This is a genomic window from Photorhabdus tasmaniensis (assembly GCF_011189505.1).
Lineage (GTDB): Bacteria > Pseudomonadota > Gammaproteobacteria > Enterobacterales > Enterobacteriaceae > Photorhabdus > Photorhabdus tasmaniensis.
Window position 1 is genome coordinate 70,499 of sequence record NZ_PUJU01000004.1, and the last position, 18,678, is coordinate 89,176.

Sequence of the window (18,678 nt, forward strand, 5' to 3'; positions counted from 1 at the left end):
ACCCAAATCACACCCACAGCGTTCGAAGTAGAACCTCCCCCTGAATTCTTTGAATCTCACTATCTATCACCAATCAAAGACGATTGATCTCTATCATTCAACAGAGCGTCTGTTCGATAAAGATCTGCCAGCTTGTCTTCCATTTCAGGGTCCTTGATTATCTGAGTTCCTATGTTTTCTAATCGCGGAACATTGGGTTGATAGCCCTTTAAAAAATCATGAAACCCAAGTTCTAGCTCTTCGGATGTTTTGGGAGTCGTTTTTGATTTTAATGCGCCAAGCACAGCCAGATTTCTGTAAATTTCGTAAATACCAATGAGGTGGATCATATATACCTCCTTTGAAAAAAAGGGAGATAATCGAAACAAATCCCCCTTTTTGTAGTTAAACCAGATCATCGTAGGCAATCATTCGAACATGAACGAAACAGCCTTCTTCGTTTCGCATAACTTCAACATTGTCTTGAGCTTGCATGAAATCTAGTTCGTTCAGGTCTTCTAAGATCTGTTCAAGAGTAGGCATATTTTTTCTCCTTTTTAACCGCAGTTATAAAGTAAAAGTAGAAGTTAAATAACGTACTGTCAATGTGGAGTCCTGTCCTGTTTGAAGAGGCTAGCGTGGGTGTAAGGTCGCTCATTAATAAAGGCACCATTTTAACGTACATCCAGTCAGGCTATCATTTTATATCTAAAGAAATCGGTGACAAAACTTCCACATTTTACAACTTCATGTATGCTGGATTCTTAAAATCGAAAAATACCATTGAGGTGCGAATGGAGACAATAGCCGAAGGATCCAATAACCGGGTAATAAAATCGACAAGTGGGTTTAACCAATCTGAACTTATCAAAGCACGCGTCACTAACCTTGCTGACCATTTTATTGAAGTACTTAGAAAAAAAGATCCGGATAGTATTCCCCTATTATTAACTCTGCCTGATGACGAATTTTGGGCGGAAATCAAAGGACGTGCCAACTATATTGAAATAGTGGAAACGACCACTCTGGAGAAGAAAAAACATGAGGAGTTCATTGAAAGCAGAAATGCTTTTCTTACCTATCTTGGGGAATTCGGCGGAGTCTACAAGTCCAGCAAAGTTGCTGACATTTTAGGAGTGACCCGCCCCACAGTAAATAAGTATGGTGAGAATCATAAACTCATTGTATTAAACTGGGGAGTTGAAAATTTATATCCTGTTTTCCAGTTTTCGGTAAATAAAAAAACCAGCGATAAAGGATATTTAAAAGGCGTTCCAGAAATACTGGCTAATATAGGAAAAATAAGTGATGTCAGGAAATGCTATTTTTTCATCCAGAAAATCAATACATTTGATCTTGATATCGGTATAGACGGATCCACAACAGTACTGGATATTCTCAGAAATGGCGCGTCTAATGATAAAATTACTCAGTTGGTGAGACTGGCGCAGATCTTCGGCTCTTCTGACACAAAAGCCTGAGCAAGTGTTATTTACGCTATGGTGTAAAATCTGAGCCAATAAACGATCACAACACCACTGTTTGCCCACCATCGACAAGTAGCGACACACCCGTCACAAACGACGCAAGATCCGAGCCTAACCACACCACCGCATTCCCAACCTCTTCCGGCTCACCTAGCCGCCGGAGTGGCATCCGTTCACGCAACACATCAAACGTTTTGGCAACTTCAGGCGAAGAAAGCGGAAGCGCTGTATTGATCAACCCTGGGCATACCGCATTGACGCGAATACCTGATGGTCCAAAAGCATCAGCCAACGCAGCTACCATCATATTTACGCCCGCTTTGCTGGTGGAATAAGCCGTCGTGAGTTGACCCGTCCTAATGGATCCCATACTCGACGTTGCCACGATACTCCCACGTTTGCCCAGTTTCATCATCTGTTCAGCCGCCGCCTGTGCACCGAATAGAACGCCATCAAGATTGACAGTAAGCAACTTATGAAAATCATCCGAACTAATTTGTGGGCCATCGGTAGCTAACGCGATTCCAGCGTTGCAAGCCATCAGATCAACACCACCGAACGGCGTAGAAACATCGACCAACGAGTCCATATCACTGCGTGAAGTGACATCACACCGATGAAATATCACTTTCACACCCATCGAACCAAGGCGCTGGGCCACCGGTGTACCTCCTTCACGAGGTTGATCTGTGATGTCACCGATGATCACGGTCGCTGCGCCATGACGGGCAGCCGCCAAAGCAATACCCGCTCCGATGCCACTTGCCCCACCAGTGACAATCACCACTTTACCTTCTAGCATACGGTCCATGATGTTCCTCATTATGTTGTGTTACCAAGAGACGGTGTGATATCAACCGTTGTTTTATGGTATACAAGCTACCTCTGATGAGATTATTCCGGCAACGTTTGAAAGAGGTGTTTCGGTGAGATAATTTTGGTTTTATAAGTTATGTCTCACTTTTCTTGAGCGGTTTTTGGCGTTGATTAATGCACGTTATGCAGGAGAAATGGGGTAAATGATGATAGTGATCAAGTGTAAATATAATTTAGATCACATTTTCTTGGAAACTTATGTTAAAGAAAAATGTTACACGTAGAGTTATAATAAATTTCTGTACCATATCTGGGCAGGATTACTTCCAGAAGAGTCAATGCCAAGCGTTGTTCAGTCAGCAATATTAATTTAAAAAATGAGATATTATTGGAGAGAGAATAATGAAGAAAGTAATAAAAAACATATTTTTACTCACTGGTTTTATAGTTGGAAATTTAACATTATCTCATGCGGCAATTATTCCAGAAGATACCATATTGGCAGTTAAACAAAATATCGTTCGTAATAATGGTTCAGAACCTGTATCTCTTGATGTCCATAAAGTTGAAAATGATGTTGAATTTAATATTATTCATGATTTTTTTAGTGGATTAGTCAGCACAGGCAATGATGGAAAAGTCAACCCTGATTTAGCGACTCGTTGGGAAACCAAAGATAATAAAGTTTGGTTGTTTCATCTAAGAGAAGAAATAACGTGGTCTGATGGCTCACCTATTACTGCCCATGATGTGGTTTTTAGTTGGCGACGTTTGGTTGATCCCCAAATTGCGTCTCCGTATGGCAGTTATCTTGGAAATATGCATATAATCAATGCTAAAGATATTGTTTCCGGCAGGAAAAAAACCGATGAATTAGGTGTCAAGGCATTGAATAATTTGACAGTGGAGGTAACCTTAGAACAGCCCGTATCCTATTTTTTACAGATGCTGGCTTATCCTGTTATGGTGCCTGTCAGCCAAAAGGCGGTTGAAAAATATGGTGATAAGTGGACTCACCCAGATGTATTTGTTAGTAGTGGACCATTTAAATTATCTGAATGGGTGGTTAATGAAAAAGTCGTTGGCGTCAGGAATTCTCAATATTGGGATAATGCACATACTGTTATTAATAAAGTGACTTATCTTCCGATAGCATCAGAAACAGCAGATGTGAATCGTTATTTGGCCGGAGAAATAGATATAACCAAGAATATTCCCTCAGTTTTATTTCAATCTTTAAAAACTAAATTAGGCGATCAGGTTCACATTACACCCGCATTAGGGGTTTATTATTACGATTTTAATAACCAAAAAGCACCTTTTAATGATGTCAGGGTAAGACAAGCGTTAAATTTAGCTTTAGATAAAGAGATCATAGCGAATAAAGTCTTAGGACAAGGCCAAGCACCCGCCTATAATCATACCCCACCAAATACCGGAGGGATGAATTTAGAGCAGCCTGATTATGCATTGTGGACGCAGCAGGCAAGAATTGAAAAAGCCAGACGGTTATTAAATGAAGCCGGTTATAATAGAGATAACCCATTGAAATTTAAAATTCTTTATAATACATCAGAGGAGCATAAAAGAATTGCGATTGCCGCAACTTCAATGTGGAAAAAAAATCTGGGTGCAGATATTGTTTTACAGAATCAAGAACGAAAAGCAATGTTAGATGTCATTCATCAAGGTAATTTTGAGATGGTGAGGTATGCACGGATTGCTGATTATGATAATCCTGCGACGTTTTTAAACAACTTTGTGACTAATAGTTCTAATAATACTTTCTTATATAGCAATGAAACTTATGATGATTTGATAAATAAAGCCAAAGCAACAAATGATCGAAAATATTTTCAACAAGCAGAAAATATTCTGGCAAAAGATGTACCAGCAATTCCTGTTTATTACTATATTGGTGCCAGATTAGTAAAGCCTTATATTGGCGGATATTATCTTAGTCCACTTGGCTTTGTATCGTCGAAAGATCTTTATGTTATTAAACATTAGTAGAATATCATTCCGTCCAATATCCAATATGGGAACAGAATGGTACTGTTCCCATCTCTTACTTATTGCCATCCAAATAGTTAATCGTTATTTACTTCAAGGTATCGCCAAACGTGACAGGATCATCACGATAAGCGTTGAGTTTATCTCTGACCCAAGAGTCAGGGAAGCCTTTCACCGTCAGGTTGGCCGATTTTTCGATTCGGATATTTAGCACATTCTGGTCACCAGAACTTACCGTGATAGAGCCAGGCACAGAAACGACATAAACTGTTTTCGAGACAATAAAATTGCTGGCTTCAACAGTGTAAATACCTGGCTTAACAGGAACTAGCCACGTTGAGTTTCCTGATATAATCTGGATTTGTTGTTCATATTCCATCTCTTCAGATGATAATCTGATTGATAATCCACCTTGCAACACATCACTGGTTTCTATTGTCACCGTTAATTCAGAGAAATCGGTTGTATCTACATCGTCTATTGTGACTAAATTGGCAGTGTATTTAACATCAATTAGTTCATTTTGTAATTCCACCGGAAGAACATCAAAGGTGTATATCTGGTTATTGAGATTTACAGTGTCAATAACAATATTAACTACTCCGCCACTGTTTAATTTGCGTAATTGAGTGGTTTCATTCACTTTAGTAGCAAAATTAGCAATTATGTCACCATTTATCGCATCTAATACCGTGACGTTCAATATCTCATGTTCAAGCCCCGGAATATCATCAACAGTAAAATCAATGACGCAGTAGTATTCAACTTGACCAAAGCCGACCGACACTTCTGTCGTTCCGCCTGTAGTAACCTCTATCGTAGCTGGAGTAACCAGCACCGGAGCTACGACAGTTAAATCCCCATTTTTCAGGTCTGGAGCACTCAACGAATAGTCACCAGCCAGGATGCTTTCCAACTGAGTTGTGCCCATTGCTACATTGACTGATACTGAATACCCGCCCGCAGTAGTAAACAACACCGTAGGTTGAAGGTTATCTAATGCAGGATCAGGTGACTCTGCGCAGGTAATATTAACCATCCCGTTGATATTTGGTGCACTGTCTGCGGCAAAAACAAAGGAATCAAGATATTTATTGGGATCTGTTGTCAAATCTCCATTGACACCAATGTTTATTGAATTTGGAACAACAAATACATATGGATTTGGGAAAGTTATTGTTACCGTTACAGAAAATGTATTGGTATCAATAAAGATATTTTGAACGTCAATACTCCAATTTTGCCATTCGGAAAATGACAGATTTATATAGATTGGCAATATTGAGGCCGGAGAAAGAAAGTTAAAACTCAGATAGTTATCAATGTGAACCTGCTCTCCAGTATCATAATGTAAATTATTGACAGTAATAGAGCCATAATAAGGTGTAGCACCAGGGCTCACAACAGCATTATATAAAATACTCACTATAACCTCTGCTATATATTAAAATTCAAATAATATCCCTTGGAATTACAGGGACTACTTTCTACCAATAGAAAGCATATGAATTAGCTTTCTGAGTAGAAACTGATAATTAAATTGATCCTGATGAAATAAAATTAAAAAGATAGAATTAATATGATTAAAAATTTAATTTTACGGAATTAATATCTTTTTTATATATTTTTACGATATCATTTAATATTTTCATTAATCTATATCATTATTCCATATCGATAGTTTTTACCATTCAGATTATCTGCATAAGAATAGACTGTTAGATATACATCACCATAACTATAAGTAAGTGTTTTGAAGTTAATAAATGCTACTAAAACGCACAGATTGCTTATAGCATGAATCATGTTAAATAAATTAAGAAAATCATATTGTTTTATATTACAAAAAATAATAACAGGCACATTTTAGACAGGCTTTCAATAGCTTAATGTAATTAGATTATTAATCAATTTATGAAATGGATAATCATATTATATTCACCTAAAATGAATGATTAAGTCCCGGGGCTTTACTTGTCATAGATAAATCATCCTGTCTAATGGAGGACACTATTATGTATAAACATAAAGTGAGGAATATGACTTTAGCCACTACGATAATTGCAGCTTTATTTAATAGTGCCTGGGCTCATGGTTATATTGATAGCCCCGGAAGTCGTGCATTCCTTTGTTCTGCTCAGGGAAATCAACAAAATACGGATTGTGGGCTGGTTAAATATGAGCCTCAATCTCTTGAAGCTAAGAAAGGCTTCCCACAAGCAGGTCCCGAAGATGGTCACATTGCCAGTGCTGGTATTGGTCACTTTGGTGCGTTGGATGTCCAAACAGAAGATCGCTGGAAAAAAATTGCTATTACTACCCGTAATATTGAGTTCAAATGGGAAATTGTCATTCAACACAAAACTGCAAGCTGGGAATATTTTATTACCAAACCAAACTGGGATCCCAATAAGCCTTTAACCAGAGAGCAATTTAATAGTACACCTTTCTGTTTTGAGGATTACCAAGAGAGAATGCCAGGAAATCAAGTTATTAATAAATGTACCTTACCAGAAGGTTATCAAGGTTATCACGTTATATTGGGTGTGTGGACAATTGCAGACACCCTTAACGCGTTTTACCAAGTCATTGATACAACAATTAATCCTGTCTGACATCTAGTACATATTATATAATAATTTGGGAACAGCATAATGCTGTTCCTACTCTGATTTCACCTCTGACCATGACAAATCGTTCTGGCAGCAGAATGACGCTTAATACTTTGAAGTGACCTGTAACGTTTCGTCCTGATCGCCGTATAAAACAATTCCGGACGTGTCGATTTGATTTTCCAACTGACGCAGGTCATAAGCACTCTTATCGAACGAGAGGAAAACAAATAAATGGGGGAAGTTCACAATTATCTACCGGTATTCGCCTTTGTTGAGTTGAAGCTGAATCGTGCGGTACAAGTCTTTGTCAGTGATATAGCGCAGGATATATTCGGTTTTTATGTCCTGCCCAGGTTGGTGAAGGCCTTCGATAAGCGGTCAGAGGGGAAGCTGTTTGTCAGCCGCTCCACAATCATATGTGCCGGTGCCGTACGTTCTTTTAACGATGTGGCAACATGGATCATCTCATCCCATTGCTCTTCAACAATCAACAATGTCCAAATCTACCGTTTTGTTCAGTAAGGGCGTGAATACTCCGTAATTGACGTTGCGCTCCAGCAGGCCATCAAGGACTTCCCTTGGATTACAGGAAATGGCTTTGGTGCTGTATACCGAGTATTGATCGGATACATGGGTGTAGATGCCGATTGTTGCCGTTGGGTCAGGAATTTTTCATTGGCCGTCATCTGTCATTATTCTTTCTTTTAATATCCGGCTTCTTTTTGATGTCGAACTGCTAAGATCGTTGCGATTTCACCATCGAATCGGTACAACGCGATATAGCCACTACTTCCGAAATCAATGGGCCATTCCCGAAACACAGGGTCCATATCTGCAATAGGACGCCCAGCCTCTGGCTGGTGCGCCAGAATTTTTACGCCTGCCCGGATTGTTTTGATGGCACGTCGAGCCGCTTCTCCATCTTTCAGGGCAAGGAAGCGATGGAGTCGCTGTACATCAGCGAGAGCGGGAGGAGACCAAATCAGATGTGGCACTTAGGCAGCTCCGCATCTTCGCCCTCTTCAAGTTTCGCCAGCCAAGAGTCGGCTTCTTCAAGAGTCAGGTGCAGTCCGTTTTCTTGATAAGCTTGCCAGGCGCGTAATGCATCTTGCTTGAAAGATTCTCGCTTTTCCTCACGCTCAACATAATCGCGGATCGCTTCGCACATGATCCAGTGTGACGAACGGTGTCGTGCTTCAGCCAGGTGCTGGATCCGGCTTTTCAAATCATTATCAATTTTTACTGATGTCGCCATGTTGGCACCTCGATATTAAAAGGTAATACCTTTTAATAGTATATCATAAAATTTTGTGTTGACCATCGAGTAAAGAAAACACTCGTTTTTTTTACTGCCTCTCACACCATCGGAAAGGTGACGGGTATATAGCATGCGCTGGCAGAGTTTGAGCGCGTAACCTGATCCGTGAACGCACTCAGGCAGGCCTTAGTTTCTGTTCAAATGCCCCCGCTACCCAAAGTATGTATGTTCTTCCATGATTGAAGTCATATTTGCCAATCCGCTGGCAATCATTCTTGTGCTTTGCTATCATTGTATTACTCAGTAATACAATAAGAAGAGGATTTATGGCTCGAGTAACCAGTGTTACCCTCGGTGAACACTTCAATGGATTCGTTGGTGATATGATCCAATCTGGTCGTTATGGCAACACATCCGAGGTTATCCGTGATGCTTTACGCCTGATGGAAGTTCGCGAGCAGCGTATTCAGAATGTCCGTGAAATGGTGCTGGCAGGTCTGAATTCCCCGGCCAGCAAAAACAGTATGGATGACATTTTTGTAAGGGCAGCAAGGGACTTAAATGTATAAGTTTTCCGAGCTGGCTGATGAAGACATATTTCAGATTGCCCGTTACACAATACAGCAGTTTGGTCAAAATCAGGCCAAATGTTATCACGATGAACTGAAAAGAACTTTCGAGCTACTAACCACATCGCCCTGGATTGGCAGGGAATGTGATTGGGTATACGCAGGAATGCGCCGCTTCGAATTCAAGAAGCATTCTATCTACTACATTTTGCAGGATGACGACATCTTCGTATCACGCGTCATTCACCAGTCGATGGATGTCGATGTACTCGACTTTCCTGAATAAGTCCATGCTTATGTGAAAGAGCAGACGATTACCTTTTTAGGCTGGCTCTGAATTCCTCAGGGTTAGTCAGTACCGGATTGAATGAGGCCCCCTATGGGAGTTCTGAAGTATCGAGTTATTTTCAATGCAACTCATTCCATTGGGCTTCACCCCCCTTTTATGGTGATAGGATTATTTGTATCAATAACTGCGATGAAGGGATGCAATTAGCCTAAAATAATATGGGGCACACATAACGATGTATCCTTGGTGATTAAGTCAACATCTTCCCTCACTGATAAACCCGCAGGTCTGTCATTGATGAGCCAGCTACCGATAAGAACGTGGTTATCACCAAACTTTGGCAACGGGGCATATTGTTGCACGATGTAACCTTCTTCCCCATAAGGCCCACCGACTTTCTCAATTATTTTGCCATCTTTGTGAATACTGATGTTTGCACCTTCACGGCTAAATATTGGTTTTGTTACGTAATGGGTCAGGCGTTTAGCTTTTGGGTCATCGGCAAAGTAAGCTTCAAGCAGGTTCGGATGCCCTGGGAACATCTCCCAAAGCAACGGTAAGATTGATTTGTTCGAGGTAATGCACTTCCACATTGGCTCAAACCAGTTAACACCAGCAGTTGCCAGGTGTTGAGCATATTCTTCGCGAAACATGAACTCCCACGGGTATAGCTTGAATATAGAGTCGATGATCTTACTATTGTTATCCGTAAATTTGCCGCATTCACTCAGGCCAATATCTTCAACGTAGACAAATTCTGTGTGAATGCCGGCATCTTTGGCGCAATCAGCCATGTACTCGACCGTGCCTCGGTCTTCTTCTGTATCCCTACAGCATGTAAAGTGAAGTGTGTTGAATGGCAGGAACAATTTAAGCTCATAGAAGCGATTCACAAGTAATTCTTGTAATAAGTTGAACTGGTCCGCAGAGCGTGGTACTTCTCCACGGTCAACTTTGTCTTCCAGCCACAGCCAGCTAAAAAAGCCAAGTTCATAGATCGAGGTCGGCGTATCTGAATTGAATTCTAATAATTTCGCCGGATTTTTACCATCGTAGGCAAAATCGAGTCGGCTATAAAGACTCGGATCTTGGCGTTTCCAGGATTGGCGCACCAACGGCCACATTGCCTCTGGAATTTGAAATTTAGTCATCAGCTTATCGCTGCTAACCACTCGCGCTACCGCTTGCAGGCCCAGTTGGTGGATTTCCCCTGTCGGATCTTCGATGTGTTCCTCAATCTGTTTGAGAGTAAACTGATAGTAACGGTCTTCCATCCAGTACGGTTCATCGTCAATCGTGTGGAAACCAAAACCAAATTCTTTTGCCCGCGCTTTCCAATCATGGCGTGGCGTAGTTGGGATCTGTAGCATTTTTTGACCTTTTCTCGATACTGCTTATCTGAATCTTGAAGAAAATTGTCGCACGTTTCGTATTGATGGCTTTATGCAAGAATCTGATACAAAGAGGCTAGACAAACAGCTGATTAACCGCCCCAGCTACGGCCCCAACTTGATTTAGCTGAGGATGTTGAGCCAAAACCCCCTTTAGACTTGGTGGTTACGATTGGTTTATTGTGGTCAGGGAACCGGCTAAATTGGTCCTTAGAGCCAGTTGAATAGCTGCTACTGCCACCGTAGTAGCTTCCAGATTGCTGTTCCCTCTCACGATTTAAGCGTTCTCTATACATTCTTTCCCTATACGCACTATCTCTGTTCTTGAGCAGTTCCGATGCTATATAAGCAGACCCTATAGTGCCTAGTGTCGAGTTCATACCCGAAGAGACATTTGCTGTCCCCGAAGCGATTTCTTGCTTAGGTGGCAAACGGACGGTTGCCAATGGATGCAAATAACGTTGACTCATCTCGAACTGGATATTGTCCATATTTGAGTAAGAGCCAATCACCTTGCCATCAGCGAAAAACAGATCGCCGTACAGATCGCTATAGCTTGATGTTGAAGTGAATATGGGTTGGTAGAATACATTGCGGTACTTGTCAGAAATGTTGTACTCCTTGAAATACTCAGGCTTTACATCAGCCATCATGAAGGCAGCCATCTTTGGTCGGTAACCAAGCTTACCCGGCATTTCTTCACACTCGCCGTACTCAAGTTTGCACATCGCTGCTTGCCTGAATTTTTGCGAAGTACGATCTGCTTCACGCAATGCAGCCTTATACGTGGCTTCACATTCAGCCGTAATTGTATTCTGTGGATCGTTTTGACAAGCTGCCAGATCCTTGTAGACCTTAATTGACAATTCATCTGTCGATTGACCACAGCCCACTAGCGAACCAATACCGAGTGCCAACGAAGTGAGTGAGAAAGTACGCCAATATTTACGTTTACTGTCAATGTTGATGCCTGTGCTGCGCATTCTGCGCTTTTTATTGTCGTTCGTCATACAACCTCGAGATAATTAGTAAGTCATACAAGCTGCGTTTAGAAGGCCAACAGAGATTGAAACTGCGGCCAAAACGACAGCGGCAGGGATCTCATTGTTTTCAATGCGAGAGACAATTTTTGGCATCATAAATATACGAACGATGAAGAAGCCAGCAATTTGCGCCAGTAGTGCAACAACACCCCACATCATAAAATCAGTCATACCTACAGAATTGCTGGCTGCACTGGCAATTGCAATGGTATAACCCACCAAAGCGCCGCCTAGCGATACTGCGGCGGCCGTGTTCTTTTCCTCCTTGATCAACTTCCATTCATCCTGTGGCGTCACCATGACATAGATGAATTTGAATACAATGAAGAAAACAAGCGCCAGACCAAAGCACAAGCCAAAGTTGGTTATGCTGTTAATAAATTGAGCTAAAGCCTGCTCTTCATTTGCTAATGTAATCATTTATGCCACCACTTTAAAATCTGTTTGATTAAGTTGGATACCGGTACTTTTTACCATCAGTCTGTCCAAGTTATTGCCGACAATCTTTTCTTCGCCAGCAATCAGCAACTCTTCTGTTCTGTTATCTGAAACCTGGCGAGTGTAAACCATGATGAACTGATCAGTTTCAGTGATGGTCCCATTCTGATGGTAGGTTTTCTCAGTTACAGCGACGGGCTTCGTGTTGTCCCACAACCGGGAAAACTGGGTACCGTCGAGGTCATATTGCCCGCTCGGTGTGACGATACCGCGTTGGATCAGCGCATCCCACTGAGTTTGGGCGTCGATTGGCTTGGTTTCGTAGAAGTACCAGAGGCTCACCTCTTTCACTCTATCATCACTCTCGTCTTCTTGAAGCACCTGGAGATAACCTTCATCATCGGTGTAATAGCGAACCAAACGCACATTATCACCAAGATCGACAACACCGACAGAGCATATAAGCTGAGTTGAGGCCGCGTTTTCGATGGTAAGGTCAGACTCGATCAGTTTTAGTATCAGTGGGTCTATCTCAAGTGCACCGCCAATACGCAAACCCAATACTTCTGGTACCGTCGGACCAATAGGCATGATTTCCTTGCTATCAAATGCTCTCTTAAACGCCTTGGCGATTTTGGAAAACATAGAAATATCCTTTGAATTTACAGAGGAAGATCCTGCTTAAGGAGCAGGATCTTGATTTAACAACCTGAGAGATTATTTGCCAAGAATACGGGCAAGTTCATCTTCTGCGGACGCGGAACTTGAGGTAATGCCAGCCTCTTTAAGCTTTTTGTCCAAGTCGCTTGAAGTCGCGCTATCGTGCAACTCTTGTTGAGCCTCAAACTGAGCCGCTTTCTCGGCCTGGCGTGCTTTAATGCGCTCAAGGGAATCAAGAGCAGTAGATGTTTTTGAAGACGCGCCGACAACAGAGTTATGGGTTGCAGCCTGTGCTTTTTGTACTTGTTCAGTGGCTTTAACAAGGTCAACCTGATTCTCAAGCTGAGACACTTTTTCTTTAGCTTCTTGCACCGTGCGGCGGTGGGTAGTTTCTGCCGCCTTGAAAGCATCTAGCTGTGATTGCCCGGTTTCCAGTTCACCACGCAGGTTCGCAACTTTCTGAGCACATTCCAGCGCAAGCCCATTGTCACCTTTATTAGCAGCGGAGCGAGCGTGCCCTTCATATTCAGTGATGCTGGTTTTGATGGCTGAGACCTTTTGCTCTGCCATTTTGCGTTTAGCGATAATACTAATCAGGCTGTCATCAGCACGGCGGATTTCTGTTTTGGCTTCACGAATTTCCTGATCAAGAATGGTTAATGCGTTCCCGTCAGCCACAGTTTCTGCCGCATTATTCACAGTACCTTTAATTGCTTTGAAAAGCTTCTTCCATACACTACTCATTGATATTTACCCTATTGCTGTTATTTCAGAAACTCAGAATATGCATCCAGAAGTTCATTGATGTTAGCGAACAACATAGAGACTTCAATGACAACACTCTCCACTTTTGATTCCGAAGACAAAGCGCCAAAAGCGGCATAGTAAGATTGCCCCTCTATTTTGGTAATGCCAACAGAGGTCAGAGGGATCATCTTATGCGTTTCTAAAATGAATTTATTTAAGGCAGCAGTATCCGAAACATGTTCTTCAGAAAACATCAACACTTCTACTGTAATTTGTTTTCCACAAATTGCCAGGTGCGCCTTAACACCATCTTCATTAGTGATGACAAGACACTCACCTGTTTGCTCTATAGTCCAGTTGTTGTCAGACTTTTTAAGCGCGGTAATTACTTGATCTAATTCCAAGCTATCTACTCCAATAGTTTGTGTGGTTTTCTAGTAACAATCTATCATGTTACGTTGAAGTGATTATAAACTTAGCACTTAATCACATTAATTTTAACAAGTATTGTATTTAAATAAATAGTAGATCACTTAAGAAATTCAATTTAGTTTGGTTTGAGAAATCTGAACTTTTGTCAACTCAACCATCGAAAGTGCGTAATATCAGCCAACAAGCCGTAATGAATAGGATGACAGCGACAACACATTCCATAATGCAACGCTGCCAGGGTTTCGATATACAGGCTGAGAACCAGCGTGAACTGTAGGCCAGACCGTAGAACCACATGGCCGAGGCCGTAAGCGCACCAGCCACGAAAAAAATCCGATGATTGGCAGGGTAAGGCGCTGCCGTTGATCCCAGGATGACAACAGTTTCCAGCAGCGCTAAAGGGTTCAGGAACGAGAGAGCAAGCCCACGTTTTACCATGTTGAAGGGACGGGTATTTTGTTGCCCGCCAAGGGAAATAACCGCCCCACCCTCATTTATAGCCCGTCGCACCGCCTGAAACGTCAGGAATAACAGGAACATTACCGTGAGTAACGTCAAAGCCACCGTAATTCCCCGGTTTAACGCAATGATACTTCCAACACCCAACGCACCTGTGATAATCAGGATGACATCGCAAATCACGAAAACCGAAGCGAGTAAGCCAACACGATCGTTCAACAAACCGACCCGGAGAATTTCCATGTTTTGAGGGCCAATCGAAACAACAAGCCCTAAGCAAAGAATAAAACCATTAACTAACGCTAACATAATCTTTCCAAAGCATTATTTTGATATCTGCTGGGATATCCAGATTTGCAGGAAAATCTGGATATTGGATTATTTACAGTAACTTACTCCCTAAGCATAGGACAGGGAAGGTAATTGCACTATTAATGCCATCACAATTATTAATTAAATTTATGTTTTAATGAAAATGTTTAGATGTAGACCTTGAAATGCGACTAATGAGCTTGAAGTTTGCACTTTTTGTTCTATAATAAAAAGTATGTTGTAACTAATTTTGTTATTCATATGAATAAATACTTATCAATTGAAGATTTAAATCGTTGTTTTCAAAAACAAGAAAATAAATTGAGACAACTGTATGAACTCCTTCATAGCTACCCTTTATTGGCCGCCCGTGTGTTTGTTCTGCCTGATGTTAAAAAAGGCAGCGAACATGAGCCAATAACAGAAATAACCGTTAATGAAATTTCAGGTAATGAAGCTTTAGATTTGGGTTTAAACCATTATCAAAGGCTATTTATACACCACAATAATCAAAATATTAGCAGCAAAGCGGCTGTTCGCTTGCCGGGTGTATTATGTTTTTCTGTAGATCAACAGCAATACCACTCTGCTTTAAATCTGATCGAGGAGATTAATCAGTTAAAAGCAGAACTTGAACACATCGTCACAGTACAATCAGGTGTGAATAAAGAGCAGCGGTTTGAGTTTGTTCATCATCAATTACATGGATTAATTACACTAAACGCCTACAGAACAATCACTCCCCTTCTCAATCCTGATTCAGTGCGTTTTGGTTGGGCGAATAAAAACATTATTAATAAAGTCACAAAAAACCAAATTTTGGCGCGTTTGGAGAAAAGTTATCACTCAGGGCGTGCTGTTTCCCCCTATTCCCGGGAACAATGGGCAGAATTTGTTGCCAAAGAAATTACCGATATAAAAAAATTGCCGGAGGATGTGATTTTAAAAATAAAACGGCCAGTGAAAGTACAACCGATTGCACGGGTTTGGTATGCAGAGCAGCAAAAGCAAGTGCAATATGCCTGCCCTCTTCCATTAATTGCGTTTTATGTTAACTGTGGCGGGATCCTACCAAAGATCGGCGAACTGCCTGATTATGATGCCAATGCAATAGTGCATCGCTATAAACCCAAAGTTAAACCATTGGAATTGGTTATTCCAAGACTGCATTTGTATCGTGAAATTTAGTGCACATAAAACACAAAGCAACCCACTTTGGAAAACGGTTGGATGGCGACAAAGATAAAGCAACTCAGTGGATGAAACGCCCCGTTCGAGGGTTAGGATATGTCACGCTTGAATCAATGCTGTATCGTGATCCTATACCGGCTTATACGAAAATAAAAACCGGAACACAAGGCTCCGGTTCAAATAGCTAAACAGTCATTATTTCAAGCTGCCAACCATATCTTCAGGACGAACCCACTCATCAAACTCAGTTTCTGTCAGATAACCCAGTTTCATTGCAGATTGTTTCAAAGTCAGCCCTTCTTTATGCGCTTTCTTGGCAATTTCTGCGGCTTTGTCATAACCGATATGAGTATTCAGCGCCGTGACCAGCATCAACGATTCATTCAGCAACTGCGTAATACGATCGCGATTAGACTCGATACCGACAGCACAATGTTCATTGAAGCTGCGCATACCATCAGCCAGCAGGCGAACAGATTGCAGGAAGTTATCAATAACCATCGGACGGAACACGTTCAGTTCAAAGTTGCCAGACGCACCGCCCATATTGATAGCCACATCATTACCCATGACCTGGGCGCAAAGCATCGTGACCGCTTCACACTGAGTCGGGTTAACTTTGCCTGGCATGATTGAACTGCCGGGTTCGTTTTCAGGAATTGAAATTTCACCGATGCCACAGCGAGGACCAGAAGCCAGCCAACGAACATCGTTAGCAATTTTCATCATGGATGCAGCTAGACCTTTCAATGCACCGTGAGAATGAACCAGAGCATCACAGGTAGCCAGCGCTTCAAATTTATTGGGTGCGGTAACAAATGGGTGACTGGTCAATTCAGCCAGCTTTTTAGCAACACGCACAGCGTATTCAGGATGGGTATTCAGACCGGTACCAACAGCCGTTCCGCCCAATGCCAGTTCACAAACATGTGGAATACTGTCTTCAATGTGTTTCAGGTTATGCGTCAACATGGCCACCCAACCCGAAATTTCCTGACCCAAGGTCAATGGCGTCGCGTCTTGCAGGTGAGTACGACCAATTTTGACAATATCCTTATAAGCTTCGGCTTTATCAGCCAATGTTTTTTGTAATACTTTCAGCTCAGGGATAAGGTGCTCACGCAGCGCGATAACGGCGGCAACATGCATTGCTGTTGGGAAAACGTCGTTCGAACTCTGGCTCTTGTTCACATCATCATTAGGATGGATAAGGCGTTCACTGCCCCGTACCCCGCCAAGGATCTCGCTACCACGGTTCGCCAACACTTCGTTCATGTTCATGTTACTTTGTGTTCCGGAACCGGTCTGCCAGATAGCAAGAGGAAATTCTGTCGGATGTTTACCTTCCAGCACTTCTTTCGCGGCAGCGATAATTGCGTCACTACGTTCTTTCGGCAGAAGAGCCAAATCCATATTCACACTGGCCGCAGCCTGTTTGGTCAACGCAAGAGCATGGATCAATGCAACAGGCATTTTCTCCTGCGAAATGCGGAAATGCTCCAGTGAACGTTGAGTTTGCGCTCCCCATAATTGGTCAGCAGGTACTTCGATAGGCCCCATTGAGTCTTTTTCAATGCGAGTGGCTGCCATTATTACTATCTCCTTAACACACAGAATAATCGAATATGCATAACCAGCCTTTGCAGATAAACTGATTGGCATTCCATTATCATGCCACATATTAGTTCCTGATTATGCCGACCAAGTCGTGTTTATTGTATTGTGGCCTGAAGGAAATAGATTGATTTTTTAAAAAGAGAGCAACGACCATGTTGAAGATGATAAATCAAATCCAACACTATTCATGGGGGAGTAAAACCGCCCTGACTCATATTTATGGTGTTGAGAACCCAGATGATCTGCCCATGGCTGAATTATGGATGGGTGCCCATCCTAAAAGCAGTTCGATTGTGGCAGATCCTGAAACTGGCAAACCAGTTGCTTTAAATGAATTAATCGCCAGTGATCCGGAAAAATATCTGGGGAAAAAGGTTTCGGACAGATTTCACCGTTTACCGTTCTTATTTAAAGTATTGTGCGCAGCTCAACCTCTCTCTATTCAGGTTCATCCTGATAAAACATCCGCCGAAGAAGGTTTTACCAAAGAGAACACCGCCGGTATTCCATTGAACTCACCTGAAAGAAATTACAAAGATGATAACCATAAGCCCGAATTGGTTTATGCCCTGACGCCTTTTCGGGCCATGAATGGGTTCCGTCCATTAAACGAAATTGCACAGTTATTGGCAGTTGTTACCGCCGCGCATCCCAAGATTCAGTTTTTCATTCAGAAACCAGACGAACAGAATCTGGCTTTTTTATTTTCCCAATTACTCCATATGAAAGGTAAACAAAAACAGTTGGCGCTGGGTGTATTAAAATCAGCATTAAACAGCCGTATTGGCGAACCGTGGGATACCATTAAAAAAATGACGGCGTTTTATCCTGACGACAATGGCCTGTTTACCCCACTTTTACTCAATGTTATTGAACTTGAACCCGGCCAGGCGATGTTTTTATGTGCCCGTACGCCTCACGCTTATCTGGAAGGTGTTGCCCTTGAAGTTATGGCAAATTCAGATAATGTCCTGCGAGCGGGTTTGACCAATAAACATATGGATATTCCTGAGTTAATGGCAAACCTTGATTTTGTATCAAAACCAATAAACACATTATTAACCCTGCCAAAACAGCAAAAAACAGTGCAAAACTTCCCTATTCCTATCAATGATTTCACATTTTCTGTTTATTCTTTATCAGAACAGCCAATTATTCTTGATAATGATTCAGCATCGATTGTTTTTTGTATTGAAGGTCAAACAGTTATACAATCTGGAGAACACCAGTTAAACATTTTCCCAGGTGAGTCAGTATTTATCTCTGCGGCAGAAAAAACTGTGATTATTCACGGTAATGGTTTTACCGCCCGGGTTTTTAATCAATAATGCGGATCTGGGTTTAAAATTTAATTCATAGGCT

General features: G+C 41.8%; 22 protein-coding genes and 1 pseudogene. 9 read left to right on the plus strand and 14 right to left on the minus strand.

Annotated elements, in window-relative coordinates:
- Nucleotides 1-59: 59 nt before the first annotated feature.
- Both C5471_RS02465 and C5471_RS02470 read right to left on the minus strand, forming a co-directional pair.
- Nucleotides 60-329: a hypothetical protein gene (locus tag C5471_RS02465; RefSeq protein WP_133813006.1), complete on the minus strand. Its 270-nt coding sequence runs from the start codon at nt 327-329 to the stop codon at nt 60-62.
- A gap of 55 nt (nt 330-384) precedes the next feature.
- Complete coding sequence (locus C5471_RS02470; protein WP_166295599.1) at nt 385-522, minus strand: hypothetical protein; 138 nt, start codon at nt 520-522, stop codon at nt 385-387.
- Between the two features lie 62 nt (nt 523-584).
- On the opposite strand from C5471_RS02470, the gene C5471_RS02475 reads away from it, so the two are divergent.
- The gene (locus C5471_RS02475; protein WP_242688543.1) at nt 585-1,460 is read left to right on the plus strand and encodes a hypothetical protein; all 876 of its coding nucleotides are present in this window, start codon (nt 585-587) and stop codon (nt 1,458-1,460) included.
- 46 nt (nt 1,461-1,506) lie between these two features.
- Here C5471_RS02475 and C5471_RS02480 read toward each other — a convergent pair whose 3' ends face one another.
- Nucleotides 1,507-2,277 carry a glucose 1-dehydrogenase gene (locus C5471_RS02480; protein ID WP_133813005.1) on the minus strand — a complete coding sequence of 257 codons (771 nt, stop codon included), beginning with the start codon at nt 2,275-2,277 and terminating at the stop codon, nt 1,507-1,509.
- A 407-nt stretch (nt 2,278-2,684) separates the two neighbouring features.
- Between C5471_RS02480 and C5471_RS02485 the strand changes: the two genes are divergently transcribed.
- The gene (locus C5471_RS02485; RefSeq protein WP_207627127.1) at nt 2,685-4,292 is read left to right on the plus strand and encodes an ABC transporter substrate-binding protein; all 1,608 of its coding nucleotides are present in this window, start codon (nt 2,685-2,687) and stop codon (nt 4,290-4,292) included.
- A 91-nt stretch (nt 4,293-4,383) separates the two neighbouring features.
- On the opposite strand, the gene C5471_RS02490 is transcribed toward C5471_RS02485, so the two are convergent.
- Nucleotides 4,384-5,721, minus strand: a complete 1,338-nt coding sequence (locus C5471_RS02490; RefSeq protein ID WP_133813003.1) for a hypothetical protein — start codon at nt 5,719-5,721, stop codon at nt 4,384-4,386.
- A gap of 589 nt (nt 5,722-6,310) precedes the next feature.
- On the opposite strand from C5471_RS02490, the gene C5471_RS02495 reads away from it, so the two are divergent.
- On the plus strand, nt 6,311-6,910 hold the full coding sequence (locus C5471_RS02495) for a lytic polysaccharide monooxygenase (protein ID WP_133813002.1): 600 nt from the start codon (nt 6,311-6,313) through the stop codon (nt 6,908-6,910).
- A 231-nt stretch (nt 6,911-7,141) separates the two neighbouring features.
- Nucleotides 7,142-7,432, plus strand: a complete 291-nt coding sequence (locus C5471_RS25200; RefSeq protein WP_422630900.1) for a hypothetical protein — start codon at nt 7,142-7,144, stop codon at nt 7,430-7,432.
- 182 nt (nt 7,433-7,614) lie between these two features.
- On the opposite strand, the gene C5471_RS02505 is transcribed toward C5471_RS25200, so the two are convergent.
- The gene (locus C5471_RS02505) at nt 7,615-7,905 is read right to left on the minus strand and encodes a type II toxin-antitoxin system RelE/ParE family toxin (RefSeq protein ID WP_133813001.1); all 291 of its coding nucleotides are present in this window, start codon (nt 7,903-7,905) and stop codon (nt 7,615-7,617) included.
- Nucleotides 7,893-8,165, minus strand: coding sequence for a CopG family ribbon-helix-helix protein (locus C5471_RS02510; RefSeq protein WP_133813000.1), 273 nt, complete (start codon nt 8,163-8,165; stop codon nt 7,893-7,895). Before C5471_RS02510 ends, C5471_RS02505 begins: the two co-directional genes overlap by 13 nt.
- Nucleotides 8,166-8,494: 329 nt before the next feature.
- Between C5471_RS02510 and C5471_RS02515 the strand changes: the two genes are divergently transcribed.
- Complete coding sequence (locus C5471_RS02515) at nt 8,495-8,737, plus strand: type II toxin-antitoxin system ParD family antitoxin (RefSeq protein ID WP_133812999.1); 243 nt, start codon at nt 8,495-8,497, stop codon at nt 8,735-8,737.
- On the plus strand, nt 8,730-9,023 hold the full coding sequence (locus C5471_RS02520) for a type II toxin-antitoxin system RelE/ParE family toxin (protein ID WP_133812998.1): 294 nt from the start codon (nt 8,730-8,732) through the stop codon (nt 9,021-9,023). Before C5471_RS02515 ends, C5471_RS02520 begins: the two co-directional genes overlap by 8 nt.
- A gap of 206 nt (nt 9,024-9,229) precedes the next feature.
- Here the strand turns inward: C5471_RS02520 and C5471_RS02525 are convergent, their stop codons facing one another.
- The 7 genes from C5471_RS02525 to C5471_RS02555 all read right to left on the minus strand — a co-directional run bounded on the left by C5471_RS02525 (nt 9,230) and on the right by C5471_RS02555 (nt 14,505).
- Nucleotides 9,230-10,396 (minus strand): glutathionylspermidine synthase family protein, encoded by a 1,167-nt coding sequence (locus C5471_RS02525; protein ID WP_133812997.1) that lies wholly within the window; start codon nt 10,394-10,396, stop codon nt 9,230-9,232.
- A 113-nt stretch (nt 10,397-10,509) separates the two neighbouring features.
- Nucleotides 10,510-11,427: a DUF1190 domain-containing protein gene (locus tag C5471_RS02530; protein WP_133812996.1), complete on the minus strand. Its 918-nt coding sequence runs from the start codon at nt 11,425-11,427 to the stop codon at nt 10,510-10,512.
- 15 nt (nt 11,428-11,442) lie between these two features.
- Nucleotides 11,443-11,880 (minus strand): DUF350 domain-containing protein, encoded by a 438-nt coding sequence (locus C5471_RS02535; protein ID WP_133812995.1) that lies wholly within the window; start codon nt 11,878-11,880, stop codon nt 11,443-11,445.
- The gene (locus C5471_RS02540; protein WP_133812994.1) at nt 11,881-12,543 is read right to left on the minus strand and encodes a YjfK family protein; all 663 of its coding nucleotides are present in this window, start codon (nt 12,541-12,543) and stop codon (nt 11,881-11,883) included. It lies immediately after the preceding gene.
- Between the two features lie 72 nt (nt 12,544-12,615).
- The gene (locus C5471_RS02545) at nt 12,616-13,302 is read right to left on the minus strand and encodes a PspA/IM30 family protein (protein ID WP_133812993.1); all 687 of its coding nucleotides are present in this window, start codon (nt 13,300-13,302) and stop codon (nt 12,616-12,618) included.
- 20 nt (nt 13,303-13,322) lie between these two features.
- Nucleotides 13,323-13,709 (minus strand): DUF2170 family protein, encoded by a 387-nt coding sequence (locus C5471_RS02550; RefSeq protein WP_133812992.1) that lies wholly within the window; start codon nt 13,707-13,709, stop codon nt 13,323-13,325.
- Nucleotides 13,710-13,887: 178 nt separating this feature from the next.
- Complete coding sequence (locus C5471_RS02555) at nt 13,888-14,505, minus strand: LysE/ArgO family amino acid transporter (protein WP_133812991.1); 618 nt, start codon at nt 14,503-14,505, stop codon at nt 13,888-13,890.
- 264 nt (nt 14,506-14,769) lie between these two features.
- On the opposite strand from C5471_RS02555, the gene tus reads away from it, so the two are divergent.
- Complete coding sequence (gene tus, locus C5471_RS02560) at nt 14,770-15,696, plus strand: DNA replication terminus site-binding protein (protein WP_133814206.1); 927 nt, start codon at nt 14,770-14,772, stop codon at nt 15,694-15,696.
- 41 nt (nt 15,697-15,737) lie between these two features.
- A pseudogene (locus C5471_RS02565) lies at nt 15,738-15,818 on the plus strand (toxin-antitoxin system antitoxin component); the annotation flags it as partial.
- A gap of 76 nt (nt 15,819-15,894) precedes the next feature.
- Here C5471_RS02565 and fumC read toward each other — a convergent pair.
- Complete coding sequence (gene fumC / locus C5471_RS02570; protein WP_133812990.1) at nt 15,895-17,289, minus strand: class II fumarate hydratase; 1,395 nt, start codon at nt 17,287-17,289, stop codon at nt 15,895-15,897.
- 179 nt (nt 17,290-17,468) lie between these two features.
- Between fumC and manA the strand changes: the two genes are divergently transcribed.
- Nucleotides 17,469-18,644 (plus strand): mannose-6-phosphate isomerase, encoded by a 1,176-nt coding sequence (gene manA / locus C5471_RS02575; protein WP_133812989.1) that lies wholly within the window; start codon nt 17,469-17,471, stop codon nt 18,642-18,644.
- Nucleotides 18,645-18,678: the final 34 nt, after the last annotated feature.